The sequence below is a fragment of the Ruegeria sp. HKCCSA071 genome (assembly GCF_017872555.1).
Taxonomy (GTDB): domain Bacteria; phylum Pseudomonadota; class Alphaproteobacteria; order Rhodobacterales; family Rhodobacteraceae; genus Ruegeria.
Genome location: NZ_JAEDOX010000017.1, coordinates 1 through 22,188, shown reverse-complemented (window position 1 = coordinate 22,188; position 22,188 = coordinate 1). Strand labels below are relative to the sequence as shown.

At 55.1% G+C, this 22,188-nt stretch carries 18 protein-coding genes, 1 tRNA gene and 1 pseudogene; 15 read left to right on the top strand and 5 right to left on the bottom strand.

The genetic code is table 11. From position 1 onward, the window contains the following. Positions 1–118 precede the first annotated feature (118 nt). Positions 119–194: transfer RNA gene (locus tag I9188_RS18815), tRNA-Thr, on the bottom strand. A 181-nt stretch (positions 195–375) separates the two neighbouring features. Here I9188_RS18815 and I9188_RS18810 point away from each other — a divergent pair. Beyond that, positions 376–1,245: a hypothetical protein gene (locus I9188_RS18810; RefSeq protein WP_209508020.1), complete on the top strand. Its 870-nt coding sequence runs from the start codon at positions 376–378 to the stop codon at positions 1,243–1,245. A 22-nt stretch (positions 1,246–1,267) separates the two neighbouring features. Here the strand turns inward: I9188_RS18810 and I9188_RS18805 are convergent, their stop codons facing one another. After that, positions 1,268–2,164 carry a LysR substrate-binding domain-containing protein gene (locus tag I9188_RS18805; RefSeq protein WP_209508022.1) on the bottom strand — a complete coding sequence of 299 codons (897 nt, stop codon included), beginning with the start codon at positions 2,162–2,164 and terminating at the stop codon, positions 1,268–1,270. 101 nt (positions 2,165–2,265) lie between these two features. Here I9188_RS18805 and I9188_RS18800 point away from each other — a divergent pair, with 101 nt between their 5' ends. From I9188_RS18800 to I9188_RS18770, 7 genes are all read left to right on the top strand, one after another. Further along, positions 2,266–3,438: a pyridoxal phosphate-dependent aminotransferase gene (locus tag I9188_RS18800; RefSeq protein WP_348540355.1), complete on the top strand. Its 1,173-nt coding sequence runs from the start codon at positions 2,266–2,268 to the stop codon at positions 3,436–3,438. Further along, the gene (locus tag I9188_RS18795) at positions 3,435–4,637 is read left to right on the top strand and encodes an acyl-CoA dehydrogenase (protein WP_209508024.1); all 1,203 of its coding nucleotides are present in this window, start codon (positions 3,435–3,437) and stop codon (positions 4,635–4,637) included. The genes I9188_RS18800 and I9188_RS18795 overlap by 4 nt, the downstream gene beginning before the upstream one ends. Before the next feature lie 11 nt (positions 4,638–4,648). Further along, on the top strand, positions 4,649–6,838 hold the full coding sequence (locus tag I9188_RS18790; protein WP_209508026.1) for an alpha-ketoacid dehydrogenase subunit alpha/beta: 2,190 nt from the start codon (positions 4,649–4,651) through the stop codon (positions 6,836–6,838). Positions 6,839–6,843: 5 nt separating this feature from the next. Beyond that, positions 6,844–7,872, top strand: coding sequence for an ACP S-malonyltransferase (locus I9188_RS18785; protein WP_209508056.1), 1,029 nt, complete (start codon positions 6,844–6,846; stop codon positions 7,870–7,872). A gap of 468 nt (positions 7,873–8,340) precedes the next feature. After that, on the top strand, positions 8,341–9,525 hold the full coding sequence (locus I9188_RS18780; RefSeq protein WP_209508058.1) for an integrase arm-type DNA-binding domain-containing protein: 1,185 nt from the start codon (positions 8,341–8,343) through the stop codon (positions 9,523–9,525). Between the two features lie 32 nt (positions 9,526–9,557). Continuing rightward, on the top strand, positions 9,558–9,950 hold the full coding sequence (locus I9188_RS18775; RefSeq protein ID WP_209599705.1) for a methyltransferase domain-containing protein: 393 nt from the start codon (positions 9,558–9,560) through the stop codon (positions 9,948–9,950). 53 nt (positions 9,951–10,003) lie between these two features. Then, on the top strand, positions 10,004–10,318 hold the full coding sequence (locus I9188_RS18770; protein WP_209508031.1) for a hypothetical protein: 315 nt from the start codon (positions 10,004–10,006) through the stop codon (positions 10,316–10,318). A 148-nt stretch (positions 10,319–10,466) separates the two neighbouring features. Here the strand turns inward: I9188_RS18770 and I9188_RS18765 are convergent, their stop codons facing one another. Then, on the bottom strand, positions 10,467–13,808 hold the full coding sequence (locus tag I9188_RS18765) for an adenylate/guanylate cyclase domain-containing protein (protein ID WP_209508033.1): 3,342 nt from the start codon (positions 13,806–13,808) through the stop codon (positions 10,467–10,469). Positions 13,809–14,352: 544 nt separating this feature from the next. Between I9188_RS18765 and I9188_RS18760 the strand changes: the two genes are divergently transcribed. Then, complete coding sequence (locus tag I9188_RS18760; protein ID WP_209508035.1) at positions 14,353–15,198, top strand: universal stress protein; 846 nt, start codon at positions 14,353–14,355, stop codon at positions 15,196–15,198. A 123-nt stretch (positions 15,199–15,321) separates the two neighbouring features. Here I9188_RS18760 and I9188_RS18755 read toward each other — a convergent pair whose 3' ends face one another. Then, positions 15,322–15,843 carry a flavodoxin domain-containing protein gene (locus I9188_RS18755; RefSeq protein WP_209508037.1) on the bottom strand — a complete coding sequence of 174 codons (522 nt, stop codon included), beginning with the start codon at positions 15,841–15,843 and terminating at the stop codon, positions 15,322–15,324. Positions 15,844–16,540: 697 nt separating this feature from the next. Here I9188_RS18755 and I9188_RS18750 point away from each other — a divergent pair. The 4 genes and pseudogenes from I9188_RS18750 (at position 16,541) to I9188_RS18735 (ending at position 19,495) form a co-directional block, all read left to right on the top strand. Then, entirely contained in the window at positions 16,541–17,125 is a 585-nt protein-coding gene (locus I9188_RS18750; RefSeq protein ID WP_209508039.1) for an Hsp20/alpha crystallin family protein, read from the top strand. Between the two features lie 804 nt (positions 17,126–17,929). After that, positions 17,930–18,067 (top strand): hypothetical protein, encoded by a 138-nt coding sequence (locus tag I9188_RS18745; protein WP_209508041.1) that lies wholly within the window; start codon positions 17,930–17,932, stop codon positions 18,065–18,067. A gap of 53 nt (positions 18,068–18,120) precedes the next feature. After that, positions 18,121–19,003, top strand: a pseudogene (locus tag I9188_RS18740) (helix-turn-helix domain-containing protein). Between the two features lie 84 nt (positions 19,004–19,087). Then, complete coding sequence (locus I9188_RS18735) at positions 19,088–19,495, top strand: c-type cytochrome (protein ID WP_209508044.1); 408 nt, start codon at positions 19,088–19,090, stop codon at positions 19,493–19,495. A gap of 15 nt (positions 19,496–19,510) precedes the next feature. Here I9188_RS18735 and I9188_RS18730 read toward each other — a convergent pair whose 3' ends face one another. Next, positions 19,511–20,668, bottom strand: coding sequence for a cation:proton antiporter (locus tag I9188_RS18730; protein WP_209508046.1), 1,158 nt, complete (start codon positions 20,666–20,668; stop codon positions 19,511–19,513). A 200-nt stretch (positions 20,669–20,868) separates the two neighbouring features. Between I9188_RS18730 and I9188_RS18725 the strand changes: the two genes are divergently transcribed. After that, positions 20,869–21,318, top strand: a complete 450-nt coding sequence (locus I9188_RS18725) for a phasin family protein (RefSeq protein WP_209508048.1) — start codon at positions 20,869–20,871, stop codon at positions 21,316–21,318. 57 nt (positions 21,319–21,375) lie between these two features. Then, on the top strand, positions 21,376–21,783 hold the full coding sequence (locus I9188_RS18720; protein ID WP_209508050.1) for a universal stress protein: 408 nt from the start codon (positions 21,376–21,378) through the stop codon (positions 21,781–21,783). The last annotated feature ends 405 nt before the right edge of the window (positions 21,784–22,188 follow it).

Genomic DNA, 22,188 nt, shown 5'->3' with positions numbered 1-22,188 from the left:
GCCGAATCTCAATTAGTCCGACACGGGAAGGCATCGACGAAAATTCAGGGGATAAATCAGGGGATATGGATACCATCTTCAGAAAAACACTTATATAACAATGTATTGGTTAAAGAAATGGTGCCCCCACACGGACTCGAACCGCGGACCTACTGATTACAAATCAGTTGCTCTACCAGCTGAGCTATAGGGGCACTGGCAGTCGATTACTTCGTCCGACAGAGGACTGCAACCCTCATTTTTAACTCAAACTTGGGGATTGCCCGATTTCCTGAGAAAGTGCAGAAATCGCACGGTTGGTTCGTTGCAGATTTTCATGCGACGCAAAGACATAGAATGGGATGGACACAGCCCCTGAGGGTAAAAGGACAAAAGATGCAGGTAGTAATCCATGCCGGGGCCGCTTTCGCCGATGAAGGGCAAGTGCTGTCCTCGGTTTCGGCAAACAAGCAGGCCTTGGCGGATTGCCGTGCTGCGATCTTGGGACCGCGCGGTGGACGTCAGTTTGTCAAGGTTCTGTCTGATGCTCTTGCTCAGGACTTGTCTGCTTCAGAAACGCAGGACGGGCTGCACGCCCTTCTTCCAGATGATCCAAATGTTGATCGTGTCATCCTTTCGAACGACAAGTTCTTTGGCCCAACACGTTCTGCCCTGCAACATGGACAGATTTACCCTTTTGCCGGGCAGCGGACAGCCTATGCCCAGACCTTGCTGGAGGATGCTCAGGTTGAATTATTTGTCGGTCTGGTAAACCCCGGTTTTTTCATACCCAAGGTCCTGATGTCGATCCATGAAGATCACCGACAGGAGATACTGACCAGCACTGATCTGAGTTGCCTGAGCTGGTTGAGCATGATCGAAGATCTGCGCGATCTTGCACCTCAGGTGCGGCTCACTTTGTGGAAGAACGAACATTTGCCACTGATTCTGGGGGATATCATGCGCGCAATGGCGGGCCTGCCCGGTGACGCTCCTCTGGTGGATGAGTATGTGTTGCTGTCGTCGCTTCTGACCGAAACCGGTCAACGGCATGTTCAGGACATTGTTCAGGGCGGTGTCGGCCTCGACAAGGACGCTCAGCGCGAAAGCCTAGCACGGGCCTTGGAAGACCATGCCCGGCCCGATGAGATCGAAGAAGAACTTGATCTGCCCGGCTGGAACGCAGACATCGTTGACGCATTTACAGAGCTTTACGAGCAGGATCTGGCAATCATCCAGACCTTGCCCGGTATCAGGGTGCTGTAACCCTTCTGTCGCGTCCGCACCCTTACAGATGCCTTTTCGTTTGCCGGATGATCCAGTCCGCAAACGCTTGTACGGCTTCGTTCCTCTGCCCGGTCGGCGTTGCGATGAAATACGCGCTGCCCGAGGCATTTGCCAGTTGCCCGGTCTGGACCAGCGCGCCTGACGCCAACTCGGCCTCGATCAAGTAAGACGGTAGAATCGCAGCCCCAAGTCCGGCAACTGCGCCTTCGATCAGCATCGAGAACTGATCAAAGCGCATCCCTGGAAAAACCGCCCTGGCGTCAAGCCCAAGGCTTGCATGATACTCGGACCATAGCCCGGGCCTCGAGGTCAGATGCAACAGCGGCAGATCGAACACATGCTGTTCCTCGAACGTCCGTTGGTCGCCCAACAACACGGGCGCAGCCGCTACAACAAGTTTTTCCGGGAACAGCTTGCGCAGTCGCGCACCGGGCCAGTCTTCGTGCCCAAAGTGAATGGCAAGGTCCATGCGCCGCTCTTCCAGGCTGAACGGCGTCGTGTAGGAATGCAGATCCAGTTCGATCCCCGGATGCAGGTGCTTGAAATCCGGCAGTCTGGGCACCAGCCACCGTGTCGCAAAGGTAGGCAGGACAGCCAAGGTCAGCAACGACGCACCGTCACCGGCCGCGATCGCACGATTGATCGTACCGTTCAGACGCTGAAGGTCTCCGGCAAGTTCTTCAAACAAAGCGCGACCTGCCTTCGACAGGCGAACGGCACGTCCGACCCGGCGAAACAACGTCACCCCCAGCGCAGCCTCAAGTTCACGCACCTGACGGCTAACCGCGCCCTGCGTCACACCAAGCTCTTCTGCTGCCATGGTATAGCTTTCGTGGCGTGCGGCAGCCTCGAAGCTGCGCATGAGGGCAAAAGACGGGAGGGAGCTGATTCTGGGCATGTCACTTATGAGTTTTAGTCACTGAAACGATACAAAACAGCGTATTTTTATCAAGTTACTTTGCAGGTAGAACCTCAGTTACCTTCAGGGGTAGATTAACAGTGTTCCATCGCGCAAACCGACTAAACGGTATCGAATTGTCCGAAATCGTGCAGATTTCCGAGGCCGCCGCACGCTTGCGTTCGGAAGGGCGCGATGTGCTGGCGCTGTCGACCGGTGAGCCTGACCTGCCCACCCCGGCCCATGTAGTCGAAGCTGCCCACGCGGCAGCGCTGGACGGCAAGACAAAGTACCCGCCGACGGCCGGGGTGCCCGACCTGCGCGCCGAAATTGCCCGGCAGGCCAAAGCCGAAGTGGCTGAGGTCATTGTGTCCACTGGCGCTAAGCAGGTGATAGCCAATGCCATGCTGGCCAGCCTGGATCCCGGCGACGAGGTCATCATGCCCGCGCCCTACTGGACCAGCTATTCTGACATTGTGCGGATGGCGGGTGGGACGCCCGTCATTCTGCCATGCCCGATGGATCAGGGATTCAAGCTTCTGCCGGAACAGTTAGAGGCCGCAATCACACCGCGCACGCGCTGGCTGATGCTCAACACGCCGTCGAACCCGTCGGGGGCAATCTATACGCAGAATGAAATTGCCGCCCTCGCATCTGTTCTGTCTCGGCATCCACAGGTCTGGGTTCTTGCGGATGAGATTTATCGCCATCTCAGCTTCACTCCGTTTGTTTCAGTGGCCGAGGCGGCCCCTGACCTTGCCGACCGTCTGCTGATCGTCGACGGTGTCGCCAAAGCATGGTCCATGACCGGTTGGCGCATCGGCTGGGGGATCGGGCCGGTCGAGTTGATCAAGGCGATGGTGGCCGTTCAGGGGCAGGTTACATCGGGTGCCTGTTCGATTGCACAATGGGCTTCGCTTGCTGCGCTGACCGGCAGCGCGGACCTGTTGGAAGAACGCCGGGCTGTATTTTCAGAACGCCGAAATCTGGTGGTTGCAGGGTTGAACGCAGTTCCGGGTTTGCGCTGCGCGGCACCCGACGGGGCGTTTTACGCCTTTCCTTCCTGCGCCGGACTGCTTGAGGATCAGGGTGGACCGTTCAAAAATGACGCTGACTTCTGCACCTGGTTGTTGGAAGATGCCGGTGTCGCTCTGGTTCCCGGTCGCGCCTTCGGGTTGCCCGGACATTTTCGCCTGAGCTTTGCTTATGCCCAAGATACAATTGCAGCGGGGCTTGCACGTCTCAAAGCCGCTGTAGAAAGGAAACTCTCATGAAACCACAATCCCGCCCCCAGCTTGGCCCTTTCACTTGGGATGACCCTTTTCTGCTGGAAGACCAGTTGGCCGAAGACGAACGCATGGTGCGCGATGCAGCCAACGCCTACGCGCAGGACAAACTGTTGCCCCGTGTAACTCAGGCTTTTGCCAATGAAGAAACAGACCCCGAAATCTTTCGCGAGATGGGGCAAATGGGCCTTCTGGGCACGACTATCCCCGAAGAGTTCGGCGGCATCGGAGCCAGCTATGTCACTTACGGTCTGGTCGCACGCGAAGTGGAACGGGTCGACAGCGGTTACCGCTCGATGATGTCGGTGCAGTCCAGCCTCGTCATGTACCCGATCTATGCCTACGGAACGGATGAACAGCGCCGGAAATACCTTCCGAAACTGGCCAGCGGTGAGTCTATTGGCTGCTTTGGGCTGACCGAGCCCGATGCGGGTTCGGACCCCGGCGGCATGAAAACCGTCGCGAAAAAGACCGATGGGGGCTATGTCCTCAACGGGTCAAAGATGTGGATCTCGAACGCGCCCATTGCTGACGTGTTTGTTGTCTGGGCCAAATCAGACGCGCATGACGGCAAGATCAAGGGTTTCGTTCTTGAAAAAGGCACACCCGGCCTTTCAGCCCCGAAGATTGAAGGCAAACTGTCGCTGCGCGCCTCGATCACGGGTGAGATCGTGATGAACAATGTCGAGGTCGGGGAAGATGCTCTGTTGCCGGGTGTCGAAGGTCTGAAAGGGCCGTTTGGCTGCCTGAACCGTGCACGATACGGTATCGCCTGGGGATCGATGGGCGCAGCTGAGGCCTGCTGGCACGCTGCGCGGCAATATGGTCTGGACCGAAAACAGTTCGGCCGCCCTTTGGCGCAAACGCAGCTGTTCCAGCTGAAGCTTGCGAACATGCAGACCGAAATCGCCTTGGGCCTTCAGGCCGCTCTGCGCGTGGGTCGCCTGATGGACGAAGCCCGCGCAGCGCCAGAAATGATCAGTCTGATCAAACGCAACAATTGCGGCAAGGCACTTGAGGTCGCACGCCACGCACGTGACATGCACGGTGGCAATGGCATCAGCCAGGATTTCCACGTGATCCGCCACATGGTGAATTTGGAAACCGTGAACACATATGAAGGCACTCATGATGTTCACGCCCTGATCCTGGGTCGTGCGCAAACGGGCCTGCAAGCCTTCGCCTGAGGACGACAAAGATGGATCGCGCAACCATTGTGCATGACAATTTCCTGCGCCGGGTTGCGGCACGGGATTTCCCCGCTGGCGCGACGCCGTCTGGCCCACTGACAGCGTCCGAAGCGGTCGGGCTATATCGCGCGCAATGTCTCAGCCGCGCGTTGGACCGCCAAAGCCGGGCAATGCAGAAAGCCGGTCAGGGGTTCTACACCATCGGTTCCTCTGGTCACGAAGGGATGGCCGCCGTAGCGGCAGCCTTGCGCCCGACGGACCCTGCTTTTCTACATTACCGCGACGCCGCGTTTCAGATCGCCCGGTCCGATCAGGTGTCGGGGCAGAGCCCGACATGGGATATTCTGTTGTCCTTCGCTTCATCCTCTGATGATCCGATCAGCGGTGGGCGGCACAAGGTGTTGGGGTCAAAAGCACTTTGCATCCCGCCGCAGACCTCGACCATTGCCAGCCACCTGCCCAAAGCAGTCGGCGCGGCTTATGCAATCGGGGCAGCCCGCCGTCACAAACCCGAACATGCAGAAATGCCGGATGACGCCATCGTCTACTGTTCCTTTGGTGATGCTTCGGCCAACCATTCCACAGCGCAAGGCGCGTTCAACACCGCGCAGTGGACGTCTTACCAGTCGGTTCCCCTACCGCTGCTGTTCTGCTGCGAGGACAACGGGATCGGAATTTCGACCAAGACACCACAAGGCTGGATTGCCGCAACATTCTCTCATCGACCGGGACTGAAGTATTTCACGTGTGACGGGCTCGACATTTTCGAAACCTACCGTGTCTCACAAGAAGCCGCCGCCTATGTCCGCAGCCGCAAGAAGCCCGCATTTCTGCACATCCGCACGGTGCGCCTGTATGGCCACGCCGGGGCAGATATGCCCACCACCTATATGCCAAAATCCGAGGTCGAAGCCGAAGAGGCGAACGACCCCCTGCTGCACTCCGTCCGTCTGATGGAAAAATCCGGTGCGATGCAGCCGGATGACGCGTTGAAGGTGTACACCGACACCTGCGACCGCGTCGCCCGCGTCGCCGACAAGGCGATCACCCGCCCTCGCCTTAAAACCGCAGGTGACGTGATGGCCAGCCTGATCCCGCCCGCGCGCCCCTGCGCCCCGACCAATGGCCCGTCAGCTGAACATCGGGCTGAAGTATTCGGCGGCGACCTCAAAGCGCATGCTGAACCCCAGATCATGTCTCGCCTGATCAACTGGGCCCTGAGCGACCTTATGCTTGAACACGGTGAGATCGTGATGATGGGCGAAGATGTCGGACGCAAAGGCGGTGTCTATGGCGTGACGCAAAAGCTTCAGGCCCGTTTCGGACCCGACCGGATGATCGACACGCTGCTGGACGAACAGTCGATTCTGGGCCTTGCGATCGGGATGGCCCAAAACGGGTTTACACCCATGCCGGAAATCCAGTTCCTGGCCTATCTTCACAACGCCGAAGACCAGTTGCGCGGAGAAGCGGCCACCCTGCCCTTCTTCTCGAACGGTCAGTACACCAACCCGATGGTCGTGCGCATCGCCGGGTTGGGGTATCAAAAGGGTTTTGGAGGACATTTCCACAATGACAACTCGGTCGCTGTATTGCGCGACATTCCGGGGCTGATCCTGGCCTGCCCATCGAACGGTGCCGACGCCGCGCGGATGCTGCGTGAATGCGTTCGCCTTGCGCGTGAAGAACAGCGGCTGGTCGTGTTTCTGGAACCCATCGCGCTCTACCCGATGCGGGACTTGCACGAAGCCGGAGACTCAGGCTGGATGCACACCTACCCCGACCCATCTGAAAGGATCGGTTTCGGCGAGGTTGGCGTGGATGGCGACGGCGACGATCTGGCGATCGTTACCTTTGGCAATGGCGTCTACCTCAGCCATCAGGCGCGCAAACCGCTGGAGGCCGACGGGATAAAAACCCGGATCATTGATACGCGCTGGTTGTCGCCGCTGCCCAAAGACGCGCTGACCCGGGCCGTAAGCGGTGCCAAGCGGATATTGATCGTCGATGAAACCCGGCATCACGGCGGCGTGGCCGAGGCCCTGATGGCCCATTTCCACGAAACCACTGATGTGCCGATGGCCCGTATTACCGCCGAAGACAGCTTTATCGCCACCGGCCCGGCCTATGCCGCGACCATGCCATCGAAAGACAGCATCGAGGCCGCAGCAAGATCCCTGATGGAGACGGGCAAATGAGGTCTGTGAAACAAACCGCTGTTGTCATCTGTCCGGGACGCGGCACCTATAACAAACCCGAATTGGGGGTTCTCGGCCGGCATTTTACCGACAAGGCCCTGCTGGCACATTTCGACGACATGCGCCGCGCGCAGGGTCAGGAAACCCTAAGCGAACTGGACGGCGCGCCCCGGTATTCCACGGCAAAGCACACGCGCGGAGACAATGCCTCGGCCCTGATCTATGCCGCCACGCTGAGCGATTTTCGTGCCATTGATCCGGAAAAGGTCGACGTGGTGGCTGTGACAGGAAACTCGATGGGCTGGTATTCGGCCCTGGCCTGCGGGGGTGCCTTGACCGCCGAGGCTGGGTTCGAGGTGGTCAACACCATGGGAACACTCATGCAGCAGAGCCTGATTGGCGGCCAGTTGATCTATCCTTTCATGGATGCCGACTGGCAGCCGAACCCGGCACGCAAGGCCGAACTGCTGGCTCTGGTCGCCGAGATCGACGGCACTGGCGCGACCCTCACCCTGTCAATTGATCTCGGCGGGATGTTGGTTCTGGCCGGGGATGAAGCTGGGTTATCTGCCTTTGAAAACAAGGTGCCTGTGGTGCAGGAACGCTTTCCGATGCGGCTGGCCAATCACGCAGGGTTTCATTCACACCTGCAACGCCCAGTTGCCGAAGCCGGTCGCACCCGCCTTGCCGCAGATCTGTTTCGGCAACCCAATTTGCCCATGATAGATGGCCGCGGTCAGATCTGGTGGCCCGGCGCCTGTGATCTGGACGCGCTTTGGGACTACACCTTGGGTCACCAGGTGACCGAAACTTATGATTTCACAAAAGCCGTATCACAGGCCGCGAAAGAGTTCGCACCCGACATGTTCATCGTCACCGGACCGGGAACCACACTGGGCGGGGCTGTCGCGCAGTGCCTGATCCTGAGCAATTGGGACAAGTTGCAGGACAAAGCAAGCTTTCAGACCAGCCAACGCGAAGACCCTTCGCTGATCTCAATGGGGATCGAGGATCAACGCACACGTGTGACCTGACCTTGCACACCCTGGCGGTGCGCCCGGCGCAATCTGATCGATCGCGGATATTCCGCTCCACTCGGTGCACCGAGCCGTCTGTTCAGAGCCCACCCGAGCAAGCGCCTTGCTTTTCAATTCCACGATTCCGGAACGGGAAAAGATGACAGAGTGCTAGGCTTTAGACGGCAACCTGTTGTCCAATGCTATGGGTCATTTGGCACCTTCACGCAAATCTGGACTCTTTCGGTCAAGCATCTTGCAGACGAGCCAAAGGCCCAAACATCGAACGCGAAGCGTTTGATATCCATCGCTCATTTCTTTGGCTTAAATGGTGCCCGGGGGCGGCACATGCAACTTGTTTGAGATTGTTCGTTCTTGTGCAGATTCCCGTTAATTTCAATTGAATTAGCTGACTTAATTGTTCGAACCTGCCTTCCGTGTTTGACGCCATCCAATATGTTAAGGTGGATATTGGGGTGGATAGAGATGCAGGCAATAAACAGACTTTCAGCTTCCTTTGTAAAATCTGCACCGGTCGGTAAACACTGCGATGGAGCTGGGCTTTGGTTTATTAAACGAGACGACGGTGGCGCGCAGTGGATGCTTCGCGTGACTGTGCATGGCCGAAGGCGCGAAATGGGCTTAGGCGGCTATCCGACTCTTTCTCTTGCAAGTGCTCGAAGTGTTGCACAGCGATGGCGTACGGTCGCTGCGGAAGGCCGTGATCCGGTCAAGGAGCGTGAAGCAGAGGCACGTGCGGCGCGGCGGGAAGATGTCTCACTTGCGGTTCTGACTGCAGATGCATTCGAAGCGCGAAAGGCTGAACTCAAAGGCGATGGAAAAGCAGGGCGTTGGCTCTCACCGCTAAATGGGCATGTACTGCCCAAGCTTGGAAAGGTGCCAATAACAGACATTGACCAGCGCGACATTCGCGACACCCTGGCCCCAATCTGGCACACAAAAGCCGACACAAAGCGCAAAGCAATGAACCGGCTAAACATTGTCTTTCGCCATGCGGCCGCGCTTGGATTGGACGTTGACCTTCAGGCAACAGAAAAAGCCAAAGCGTTGTTGGGAAAGTCACGTCACAAGCCGAAACACATGCCAGCGATGCTGTGGAGCGATGTCCCTGCCTTCTACTCAAGCTTAGAGGAACCCTCGCTCACGAACCTCGCTATGAGGTTTCTCATCCTAACCGGTGTTCGCTCTAAACCTTTGCGCTTTATCAGGCTAGAACAGATTGAGGGGCACGTTTGGACTATACCCGGTGAGCTCATGAAAGGTCGAAAAGGGGCAACAAGTGATTTCCGTGTGCCGCTTTCGCAGGAAGCGCAACGCGTTCTCGACCTTGCCCTACCGCATTCCAGAAATGGTTTCCTTTTTCCGAATACACGGCAGGGCGTGATCTCTGATATGACACTGTCACGAATGATGGAACGTCGCAAACTGGAGGCCCGCCCGCATGGCTTCCGCAGCAGTCTTCGCGACTGGCTGGCTGAAGCCACCGACGCGACACACGAAGTTGCGGAAGCAATGCTGGGACATACAACCGACTCTGGTGTCGTTCGAGCTTACAGACGCACAGATTTTCTTGAGCAGAGATCTGTGCTGGCGGAACGTTGGGCGGACTTTCTGTCAGGTGGTGCAGGTCATGTCGTGAAGCTAGCGTGACGGCCAGGCATTGAGGGGGTCACTCTATGGGTATGGAATACGACGACGCGGCAGCCGAGCGACTAGAGGCGGTTTACCTTGGGCCGGACGTAGTTTCTCAAAGAGAAGACACCCTTCAAAGGATTTCGGTTCAAAAGGGCGAACGGGTCTTGGATATTGGAAGCGGCCCCGGCTTTCTTGCGGCTCAAATAGCGGATCAAACAGGACCCGGTGGTGAAGTTGTAGGCATCGACATTTCGGAACAGATGGTCGACCGCGCAACGAAACGAAGTGAGCATGACTGGCTAAGCTATCGTTGCGCCGATGCGACCGAACTCCCATTTGAAGACAGCTATTTCGATGTGGTCGTTAGCACCCAAGTTGCTGAATATGTGCCTGATGTAGCGAAGTTTTTCGTGTTCTCAAACCCGGCGGACGTGCTCTGATCCTTGCGACAGACTGGGAAGGTGTCTGTTGGCACAGCGAGTATCCGGATCGAATGGACAAAGTACTCAAGGCTTTTGCACCACATTGCGCCGACAGCAAACTTCCGCGAACGCTTGGCGCTCGTCTTCGAAACGCGGGTTTGGTTGTCAATGAGGTGAGCTATTTCTCAATCATAAATACGGACAGGTACGATGGTTGCTATGGCGAAGGGATGGTGCCCTTCATTGTGGCCTACGTGAAGGGACAAAAAACTGTTCCAGATGATGAACTGCAGGCGTGGGCAGAAGAACAATCGGCACTTAATGCAATTGGGGAGCATTTCTTCTCGACTGGCCGATTTAGTTTCTCCGTCAGCAAACCATCCTGATCGGCAAGCAGACATTGGGGCAGCGACAGCGAACGGCAGCAAAGTCCCGCAATTCGGACATCGATCGATTTTCCCCAAATAACCGCTATGCGGGACAAACCGGTCGCTCATTCGGAGGTGAATGAGCCGAAATGTGTTTGCAACTTCCTTACTCCAAATTGCATCGATCCAGAATTTCTCTCGCTCTGAGAAAATCCGGCAAATCTCTTCCCTCCGTGAACTTTGTCAGGATTGGCTCCAGATGGTCGCGCGCAGCTTGCAGATCCCCGGACTGCAGGCGCAACTTCGTGAGATCCACCGCCGCCCGCAGCTCGAAAAGCCGCGCTTGCCGCGCTTGGGCTGCTGCCTTGGCTCTCTCGAAGCACTCCTTCGCGGCGTGATGCTCCGACGCGTCTTTGCAAAGAAGAATGTTTCCGCGGATCCGGTTAAATTCCGCATCCCACCAATGACCACCCGTATTTCCACCCATCTCGGACGCAGTCTCAACGATCTGCAGCGCAGCCTCGGCATTGCCCTTTTGGGCGAGCGCCAACGCAAAGGCGGCGTCCAACGGAAAACACCAAGCTCCCCAGAAACCCTGCCATCCGGAAATCGACCTTTCCATACGAGCCAGGCCCTCGGTTTCGGAGCCAGTTTCGGTTTCCACCCAGCCAACAAAACCACTTGCCAGATCGCGTGCCTCCGGCGGTAAACGTCCGGCATCCGTCAACGCGATAAGGCGACCGGCTTGTGAATTGATCGCATCATACTCCGATCTGAGCATCATGACGATCAACGAACAGAAGAGCGTTTCGAGAAGCGAATAGCCGTGGTTCAGGCGAATTGCCTGCCCGATCGCTTTATCCGCAATCTCCTTGGCGCGATCCGGATACCCTAAAACACACAAGTTCACTGCCTTCAGACTGTGGGCACAAAGCCCCGGATCGTGACCACCGTAGTGAAATGTCATCCAATGATGTTTTTCCTCTTCATAAGCCTCAATGCCTTTTTCCGTAGACGTCAGCGCACCGGCAAAATCGCCCAGCAAGGACAGAGCAGCCCACTCGCAGTGGTGACCTTCCAATTCGAGCGCTTCGTCCCCGATTTCCTTTGCCAGTGGAATAAGTCGATTTGCGAGGTCGTGCATCTTTGGCACTGCGCCGAGCATGAAATAGTAGAACCAAAGGCCCCAGAGTGCTTTGAACCGTTGCTCCGGCGCCCCGTGATCATCGCCAAGCTGCAGGGCGGTAAAGTAAGTTTCATACACTTCATCACTGGCGGGGCCGAGCACCTGTACCTGGCACGGTCCAATTGAAAGCAGGACGTCGATTTCCTTTGCGTGGCGCGCTTCACTCGCCGAAATCTCCCGCAAGTGTTCCAAAGCACGCGAATAGTTCTCAAGTGCTTCGGCAAATCCAGCAGTTTCATTGGATCGATCACCCGCCGCTATCCAAAAATCGATCGCCTCCGGGCGCAGACCAGCCTCCGTCAAATGATAGGCGATCATCGCAGGATCACTGTATTCGGCATGTTCCATGAGATGGCGTCCGATACGCTCGTGCAAATCGGACCGTCGCGACTTGAGAAGCGACCCATAGGCGGCTTCCTGGATCAAGGCGTGCCGAAATTCGTAGACGGCTTCGGACCCCGAACCGCGCCGTGACAGAAGCCCTTCCAGTTCAAGTGTTCTTAGCGACGAAAAAAGTGTTTCTTGATCGGCTTGATAAGCAACCAGAATAAGATCGGCTGTGAAACGACGACCAATGACTGCGCCAAGCTGTGCAACGTCTTTGACAGGCGACAATCTGTCCAGCCGCGCCATCAGTGTCTCTTGCAACGTCATGGGAATGGCTTGCTGAGGGATGGCACCCGCGACCACAAGGCGGTCCCCATCCTCTCGCAGATAGTCCGAATGAAGTATCGAGCGTGTCAATTCCTCAATAAATAAAGGCACACCGTCCGTACGTTGCGCGATCTGGTCTTGCACGCCGGCGGGCAACGAACGATCTTGCGTAACCGCTTGAATAAGAGCTCGCACCGCCTTCCGGTCCAGTCGCTTCAGCATCATGAATGAAACATGCGGATCGTTGGTCCAAGCCACTTCGACACCTGGACGTGCTGTGACGACCAGTAAAATCGGCAGTCTGGACGCAGCGTCGACAACTCGATTGACGAATTCCAGTGTTGAATCATCGCTCCAATGCAGATCTTCGAACACGATGAGCATGGGCCCCTTCGCGCTGCGTAACTCAACCATTTCCATTAGCTCAACCAGAACATGTTCCCGGCGCAATTCCGGATCAGGTTCGATGTCCGACATCGTGCGAGCGTTTTTCAGACGGAGGAGAGACGCGATTATCTCGTTTGGAATTTCACCAAGCGCGGACTTGAACTTGGACAAGCGTCTTTCAGGGTTGTCGTCGTGGGCAAACCCTGCCACGTGCTCAAAATACCCGATAACGGGCGCAAAAGCAGTTCCCCTGTGAAAATTCGAACACTGGAATTGCAGTCGGGTGATGTCGTCATTCACAATTTCGCGTCGCAGGCTTTTGAGAAGCCTTGATTTGCCAATTCCAGCTTCTCCCGAAATGAAAACAACGGAACCGGCTCCCTGCTCCACCGAAGCCCATCGGCGCCGAAGCAGGTCGGCTTCCTCTGATCTGCCCACCAAGTCAGTAATGTCGGCGCCGCGCAGCACATCGAACCGGTTGGTGCCTGTCTTCTCGTGTAAAACGCGCCATGCGGGCAGAGGATCGGAAAAACCGGAGATTTGTTGCGCGCCCAACGCTTCGTAATCGAAGACATCTCCGACCAACGCGTGAGTTTCTGCCGAGATGACGATTGAACCGGGGTCGGCCAGGGTTTGGAGGCGGGCCGCCAAATTGGGTGTCTCACCGACGACCGAGTCAAAATCAGTCACTGACGCACCCGTCATATCACCGATCACGACCGTGCCTGTTGCAATCCCAATTCTGACTTCCAGACTGTCCGGGGCGCCAGGTCCGACGGGTGAGACTTGGCTTACACTCGAGACGACATTTCGCGCCGCCCGAACAGCGTTTTCACTGTCATTTTCTTTCGCGTCCGGAAACCCGAAGTAGGCGAGGACCCCGTCGCCCAGCAACTTGGCCACATGGCCACCATGATCGACTATCGTTTGGGAAACTGCGTGATGATACTGCTGCATGAGGCGACGGAGATCTTCCGGGTCGAGTTGGGCAGACAGTTTGGTCGACCCCACTAAATCGCAGAACATAACGGTCAATTGCCGCCGTTCGGCCAGCACGTCTTCCTGCTCAGTTCTTGGCTGTTTCTTTTCAGAGGTTTCGTTCGTTTCCAAGAAATTGAGCGCGGCACTCAATTTTCGCCGGTGACCAAGGGAAAGGCCCAACGAGATCAGATCATCATCAGTCAGATGGTGCAGAGTCTCGAAATCTACATCGTTATCGTTGAAAACACTCAGATACTGCCCAAGGGCCAAGCTCTCGAGAAACTCAGTCAGATCTACCATCGGCGCCCCTCAAAAACCTTTAACTCGCGCTCACGGCACTCGTTGCAAAGAGACCCTAGCAATAACTTAGAAAGTTGTCGCTGCTTACTCTGAACCGCACCGGGTTAGCCGGAGGCTCCAATCACTTCAACCAGGAAAGATTGCTAGCCAGCAGAGATGCCTTCTGGCTAATATGCACCGTCACTCTCGCCGAGTGGAGCGAATTTGGTGCGGCCTAAAAGGCAAGCCTACGAGCCTAGCCGAGACTGGTTCGAACCGGCTGCACAGTATCCATCGATACGCTTATTGATCCTTGTCAAGATTTGAACGAGCAAGGAATGGTACAGTCAATGGTAATTCAGGGCTGAAGCGCTTGAGAAGACTACCGGTGACCGTATTACGTTGCGCAGGACCGCAGTGTATTCGGTGGCAGAAGGCAAGATTGTGCTGGAAGAGTTCTTCATGCTGCCTAAGTAAGAAGAGCGATTAACAACATCGTCTATTTGTTGGTTTAATCAGTGCGCATGGCTCTTGGGCGAATTGAAATTCCGGACGGAGGTCGGGAATGCAACACAGAACAGTGGCATATTATGTAGGAGTTGATGCTGACGACGCGTCGATTTTGGAATGCGCTGAAACTGCCCGTATTCAGAACGGCCACTTGATTTGTGTAATGATCGCGGCTTTACCTAACCTGCCTTACTTAAAGTATGGATCAAACAGGTTCGTTGAGGGGGGTCTTCCCTCAAACTGGTTGGATGTTCTTAACGCGCAAAATGCCGCCTTGATGTCCCGCGCCACTGAAGTTGAAGCGTTTCTGGTCGAGCAGGGCGTACCGGCAAATGTGATCGCCTTTATGGGATCTGGAGCAGAGTTACAGCATCTTGTGGCAGGACAAGCAAATTGCTCTGATATCGCTTTTCTAGACGCTGAGTTGCGAAAAGACCCCGATTTATTTCACAAGATCGCGTGCGGAGTGTTGTTTCATTCGCCGGTCCCCCTGATGATCAATGGAGATCCGTTTGCCCAACGCGACTGCATTTTTTTGGCATGGAATGATAGCCTGCCTTCGTCTAGGGCTGCGCATTTAGCTTTACCCTATTTTCTGGCGGCCAACGAAGTTGTGATTGGGTGTTTTGATTTGCCGTCGCCTGATGACGTAAAAGATCAAGTGCCCGGAACTGACATTGCTGGATGGCTCAGCCATCACGGTTGCAACGCGACCGTGTCGCAGTTCCCATGTAGTGGGGCTTCGATCGAACACTGCATTCAAGAACGCGCAAGAGAATTGGGGGCCGACCTCGTTGCTATGGGCGCTTATGGGCATTCTCATTTGCGTGAGTCAGTTTTTGGGGGAACGACGCAAGCAATGTTAGAGCAGACGAGGTTGCCAGTGCTTTTCGGACACTGATTAAACGAACCGGCGACTGTGATTTGCTGGGAGCCATAGCTAAAAATGTTCACCTGCAAATGCGGGAGCAGCCAGTTGTTATTAGGGAATCGCTTGAGATTGATGCTGGTTTGCCCGACTGTTTCAGCCAAGGAAATCTATTACAATTGACGTCAGTTCGTCCCAGTCAGTAAATTCCCGTGCCCCATCTTGTGGATCGATTTTTCGACCGAGCAAGACAACGTGCTTAAGGACCTCCCTCTCAAAATACCCGTAGTTCTCGGGCCTCACCGCGCCTGCGATCAACGCCGTCGCATTCGGTTCAAAACCTGTTCGCATAAACATTTCGTTGAGATAGTCGCGTGCTTCTTCTCGACCTGACGCGAAAGAAGCTTTTAGACCAACGGAAAGCACGAGAGACTTTCGTTTAGTTAGGGCATCTCTATTTGAAGTGACAAAAGCCTCGAATGACTCGGGGTGCCTACGTTCGTGGACAGGGGCCAGAAGAACAACCTTGACCACACCGTCAAGCGATACGTGGCCAGAGAAATCATCGGTATTGATCAGGTTTGTTTTGAAACCGGCATTCTTCGCGACATTACAGATGAAACGCGCAATCTTTGCTGTGTGGCCTTCGACGGTAGCGAAGGCGATGAGTACGGTCATTCCGATCCTCCCAAAATCGGCCTGAATAGATTTTTTATTATGAGAAAGTGGCGAGCGTTGCCCTTGATCTCCATCAAAGGCGTTTCTTGGCAACATATCGGGATAGTTGTGGTACGTAATTGCTGTCCAAGCGGAGAATGATTTTGAGGAAGTTCGCGACGACAGCTATTTCCAAGAGAACTTGCTTGTTTCGGCTGACAATTTTGAAACTAGCAAGGCCAAATGGTCCGTTTTGCTATCTTAAGGAAAAGGTCAAGGCAGCGGTGAAAATTGTAAAACTGATGCACCCGCATAGTCACATCCATACCTAAGCTGGAAGAGATGAACCTGAACCGGCCAGACAGTAGGAACTCGACTAAGATTATTGAAAACGCAAGCATTCCAAGCCCAGACGCGAACTCTTGATGAAATGATCGCGGTGGCCATCCCAGAGACCAAGAAAAACCCAAGGGAGCCAAGATCAGCAAAACGTAAATCAGCGCCAGATAAGGCCATTTCATACGGTTTTGCTCCACTGCGCTAAAGGTAGGCAACTCGGGCTCACTTAGAATAAACGCTAAGCTGACCTGGGGTTCCGATCAAGACTACTGAGATTGGTGTTAACTCCAGCACGACCTGGCAAGTCTGTTGGACGACGGTTCCCGTTTCTGTTCGTTCAACCGGTGCGAGCGATCTGGCGACGGATGAGGTTGTATGCTTGCGCAAGATCAAGGTCCTTGACCGCGTTTTCTGCCATAATGTTGCGCGCGAAATCAGACCAAAGGAGGAGGCTCAAAAAATGCTAGAAGACAAAAAGTCCCCGCAACTTTTCACTGGAACGCATCCGCTCTCCGACAACTTTCGGCGTGAAATGGAAACGTTGATGTCGCGTTTTTTGGGGGGAGGATCACCCTTCCTGCCGATGGAAACGGCTGCGCAACGCACGGGTTTTCCGTCTCTCGATATGACGGGGGCGATTTCACCGGCAATCGATGTCCAAGAAACGGATTCTGCGATTGTCCTGACGGCTGAATTGCCAGGGCTGGAAGAGGATGACGTGGAAATTGAAATCAAGGATCGTAGACTAATCCTGCGCGGTCAGAAGAAGATTGCGCATGATGAAACGGGCGACCTGCGTGTCAGCGAAAGAAGCTATGGCAGCTTTTCCAGAGCCATGTCGCTACCAGACACTGTGGAAATCGACAAGATTTCAGCAACATTCGACAAAGGCGTTCTACATATCGAAATGCCGAAGACTGAGCCTCAGGATCCAAGCCGTAAGATCAAGGTATCGTCGAAATAGACGGTCAGCTGGCTCGATACGAAGCTTGAAAATGCCAAAGCAGAGGGTCGATCATTGATTGGCCTTCTTTGAGCTGCGGCCTGAAAGATGTTTTTCGGTTGAATCCGGGCAGACATTGCAAGTGTTTATATAAATGCGTTTTTTGTACATTCGCACCAGGCCATGGGTTTGGTGTTGCAGCGTGGTAGAATGCCCTCACGCGTTTGGATAGGGGGCCTTAATGCAAAACCAGAAGCGAGTAGCATTACACCCTCAGGACATGCTGGTGAAGGTGAGGTTCGGGCCTTTCTGGAGAGCCTGACCGGACCATCGCGCGGAAACGTGAATTGGCTGGTCGATAAAGCTCAGACCGTTTCTGTTGACGATGGCAGGGTGTTAAGCCTTCGACCTAAAGGCAACCTGCCTCCGCATGATAACGATATTGCGACCCTACAGTGGGTTGACGACGGTTACACAATAACCACGTCAGCAGGGCGCAATATATGGGTATACGGACAAAAAGCCTCATCGGCGTCTCTTAATCATGGCGACATGATCGAGTTTGGCGAAACGAGCCCTATGTCTCGATACAGGTTGTGCGATCACTCATTTCCCGCGCACCATACGGTCGAAGATATCTTTAGTGACGCATATGCCTACGCCCGAGCGAGCCGCCGACCTTTTGCTAAAAAGATGTCTGGTGCCCTGCGCGATAGTGGACGGCGGCTTGCGTCTCAGACCACGATACTGTTCAGGATCACAGTTCTTGCAACGCTTCTTGTGATCGCGGGGATTGGGTACCTGCTTTACTAGAACGACCGGCGCTTGGCGGATATTATCGAACAGGAGTCCCGTAAGATCGAAGCGGTCGCGGTTATGCTCGCCCAGACGCGAGAAGATGCACTTACGCCTGATGAACTGGCTTCGTTGCTGTCTGACGTCAGCACCAATGGGACAGTTTAGGTCGATTTGATAAGAGAGGGTTTCTGGCTCTTCGTAACCGCCAAGGAGTGGAGATGAGACAGAAACCCGGAACACGCAAGAGCCATGGCGAAAAGATCGTCAAGGACATCCGCCGCGCGACGCGCAAACAGTATTCAGCAGAAGAGAAGTTTAGGATCGTGCTGGACGGCCTGAAGGGGGAGGACAGCATTGCGGAGCTATGCCGTCGCGAGGGTATTGCCCAGAGCCTGTTTTACAGTTGGTCCAAGGAGTTCCTCGAAGCTGGGAAGAAGCGCCTGGCGGGTGATACGGCCCGTGCAGCGACATCGACCGAGGTCAAAGATCTGCGCCGCGAGGCACGCGATCTGAAGGAAGTGGTTGCCGAACAGGCTCTTGAACTGCGGTTGCTCAAAGAAAGCATGATCGCGGATGGGGGCGACGACGAATGAGGTATCTGTCACCCGGCAGTCGCTGCTTGCAGCGATGAGAGGGCTGCATCCGAAAACTGGAGATCATCCGCCTCGTCGAAGGTTCGCATCTCCCGACCAAGCGCACTTTGGAAAAGCTGAGCATCCCGAAGTCCACCTTCTATCGCTGGTATGACCGGTATCTGTCGGGTGGTCCTGAGGCGCTTGAGGATCGTAGTCCCAAGCCATCACGGGTCATGTCCGAGGGGCGCCATACTATCCGCAAACTCAGGGAAAGATCGAGCGCTGGCACCAGACCTTGAAGAACCGTATCTTGCTGGAAAACTACTACCTGCCCGGTGATCTCAGGCAGCAGATCGATGCTTTCGTCGATCACTACAACCACCGGCGCTATCATGAGAGCCTGCAAAACCTCACCCCGGCCGATGTCTACTTCGAGCGCGGCCACACCATTCTGAAACAACGAGAAAGGATCAAACGGAAGACAATCGAAACCCGGCGCTTGCTTCACCGCAAATCCGCCGCATAATCAAACCAAACAGATGCGCCAGATCCTCTCTTAGCTCAGCCGGCCATCTGTCCCAAAATCCCTGACGACGGACAGGAGGAGAATATGCAGGTTTATCGAGGCATTTTACTGGCACTGTTAGTCACGGGGCCTGCACTAGCGCAGGAGGTCCGCCTCAGTGAGGGAAGTGATTTGTACCGGACGTATTGCTGGCAATGTCACGGTTTCGAAGCGACCGGAGACGGGCCAATGGCCGAAATGTTGGCTATTCGAACACCCGACCTTACCAAATTGGCGGGCGAAAACGACGGTGTGTTTCCGATAGTTCGCATAGCTGAACAGATTGATGGTCGTTCACAATTGCTCGCTCATGGGGGCGAAATGCCAATCTTTGGCGCGGTGTTTGAGACAGACCAGCAAATCGCGGTGGCTTTGCCCAATGGGCAACCTATGATGGTTGGCCTGCCGTTGGCGAATTTGCTCGCTTTTCTTGAATCGATCCAGTCTGAATAGCCGCTGACCAATCCGCTAGTCGGTATCCGCCGTGCGTCTGATCGACATGAGAGTCAACGGCGGCCCCAACACCTCGAAGGCCACAGTACTGGCCAGAGTAAAGGCCATGATCGACGCGGCCCAATGCGGAAATTGCTCTCCAGCTACAAGGGCCATTCCGACCGCAACACCGGCCTGTGGCAACAAAGCGGGACCGTACCAGCGGGTCTGACGGCGAGGCAGGCCGCCCAGTTTTGCTCCGCAGTAACCTCCGACAAGGCGGGCCACGGCGCGCAAAAACAGAAAAAGTGCACCAGCCCAGCCCATCAAGCCGAAGGCTTCAATGTCCAACGTGGCGCCAGCCAGCAGAAAGAACAGAATCATGAACGGCCACTGAATGTGCTCGATCTCATGAAAAGCACGGTCGTGATGGCGCGCAAGATTTCCGATAACCGCGCCCGCAACCATGCCTGCTACCAAGAATGAAACCTCCAGCCAAAGCGCGAGGCCCGCTGTCAGAAAGACTATGCCCACTGCTTCTGCCTGCATGGGTTCTCCGGGTTTCAAGCGGCCTGTCAGGTAAGCGGATGGCACGCCCAGTGCGGTACCCAATAGTATCGCCCCTCCGAAGTCCCACATCGCTGTGGTCGTGACGGTGGCCCAACCATCCGAATGACCGGCCAGAACCAAGGCGATGCTGAAAACGATCAGACCCCAAGCGTCATCAATTGCGACTACGCCCTTTAATGTTTCGGTAAAGCTGTTGGACACCCCAGATTGTTTGATCACGTCTGCAATGGCGGCCGGAGCTGTAGCCGTGCCAATTGCCGCCAGCACCAACGCCAACCCGAACGGTACGCCAATTGAGGTCAGTCCAACCGACACAATAACAAGGGTTGCAACCACGATTGAAATCGAAATCGTCAGAATGGCTCGGCCATGCCGAACCAGGTTTTTGCGGGTCAAAGATCCTCCAAGAAGAAACGCGACCATCGTCAAGGCAACAATGGAGATCTCATCGAACCACTTGGCAACGTCGACCGGGATCACCCCGAATCCTGCGTTCCCGGCAATCAGGCCGAGGAACAGTAAGGTTGTAACACGAGGAAGATGCGTGGCTCGGCCAAGTTGATCGGCCGCCAATCCGGCAAGGAAAAGGACACCAAGGGTAATCAGAAAGCCGGCAATGTGCATAGAAAACCAAGCGTTAAGTTCTTGTCTAGACTACTCTAACTCCAACCCGGCCTGCTAGGAACCGATGTCGGAGAGATTGCGAGTGTCCCGTCGCATCTTTAGCCGAAGGTCCTAAAAATAAGGGATATTGATCTGTATTAAGGCGAAAGCGCGCCGCAGGTGGCACAATAACCCATTCAGGGAATGAGGAGGAATTTTCGATGCCGACAAAGAAATCTAACACAAATAGCCCGACCTCACTTTTGGATGTTTTCAAGCAAATGCAGCCGCCTATTTCTGGCAATCCGGCCTTCGGTGCCCAGATCGAACAATTTTGGGACGCGCAAGAGAAATTGCTCGAAGAAACCGAGGCCTTTGCGCAGCATTGGTTCGAACGGCGTCATGAGGCGGTCCGGACGGCTCTAAAAGCTGCACGCAATGTGTCTTCCGCGAACCCGTCCGATCCTTCTAAAGCCTTTCAGAGCATGGCGGAGTGGCAGCGCCATTCGGCGGAGCGGTTGGTTGCTGACGCTCAGGAATGGTTCGAAACCGTGTCCCGTTGTGCATCTTATGTCGCTGAAACCGAAGCTGAAGCTGTTGAGAAAACAGTTGATGATGTTGTAGCCGCTACAAAGGGCGCGGGGAAATCTTCAAAGTCTGAGCCTGTGTAGGTTTCCTGCTGCCGAGGAACCAAACTGGAATCATTGGAGCAGTAGATAGGAGGTCAAATGTACAAGAATATCCTGATCCCGGTTGCTCTGGACCAAGAATACGACACACAAGCGTCGTTTGAAGCCGCGCGCCAATTGGCTGATGCGGACGCTGTATTCACTGTGATACACGTCCAAGAGCCAATTCCGGCGTATGTAGGGTCTCAGATTCCCAGCGAAGTACTTGCCAATACGCGGCATGAAATCCTGGAAAACCTGCATCAAACTGCTTCTGAAATTCCAGGCGCGAAGGCTCGGCTCATCTCTGGGCACGCGGGTAGGGCTATTGTAGACTTCGCAAATGAGAGCGACGCGGATTGCATCGTCTTGGTTTCGCACAAGCCTGGTTTTGAGGACATATTTTTAGGTTCCACTGCGAACAGAGTCGTGCATCACGCCAGGTGCTCGGTTCACGTAATTCGCTGAACCAAACCTTGCGGTGCGTGATCTTGATCGAATGGCCTCTTTCTTCGTTAGTGTTGATTGTCACTGAGCGGCAATTGAGGAGACGAATTTCCGCTCCTGACGTAGAATTTTTCCTGTCGTGGTCCGCGCTTCGACGGCAGCGTCAGCTAGACTGGTGTGTTTGTGGGTTTCACTGTAGCCATCTGCCGTAAGCCCCCCTCAGCAGGAGATCGACTGTTGAACCGAACGAGGAATTGTGCGCACCCGTGGCCGAATGGGTGGATATTTAGGTGGACAAAATCAAACTTCTATATGGATTTTTTATAAAAATCATAAAGATAATGAATACTAGGGTCAGGACTCATAGCCAGTAGATGACGAGTGCTGCGAGGGCGATGGCTGACAGGAAGACCTTCGGGCACCTGT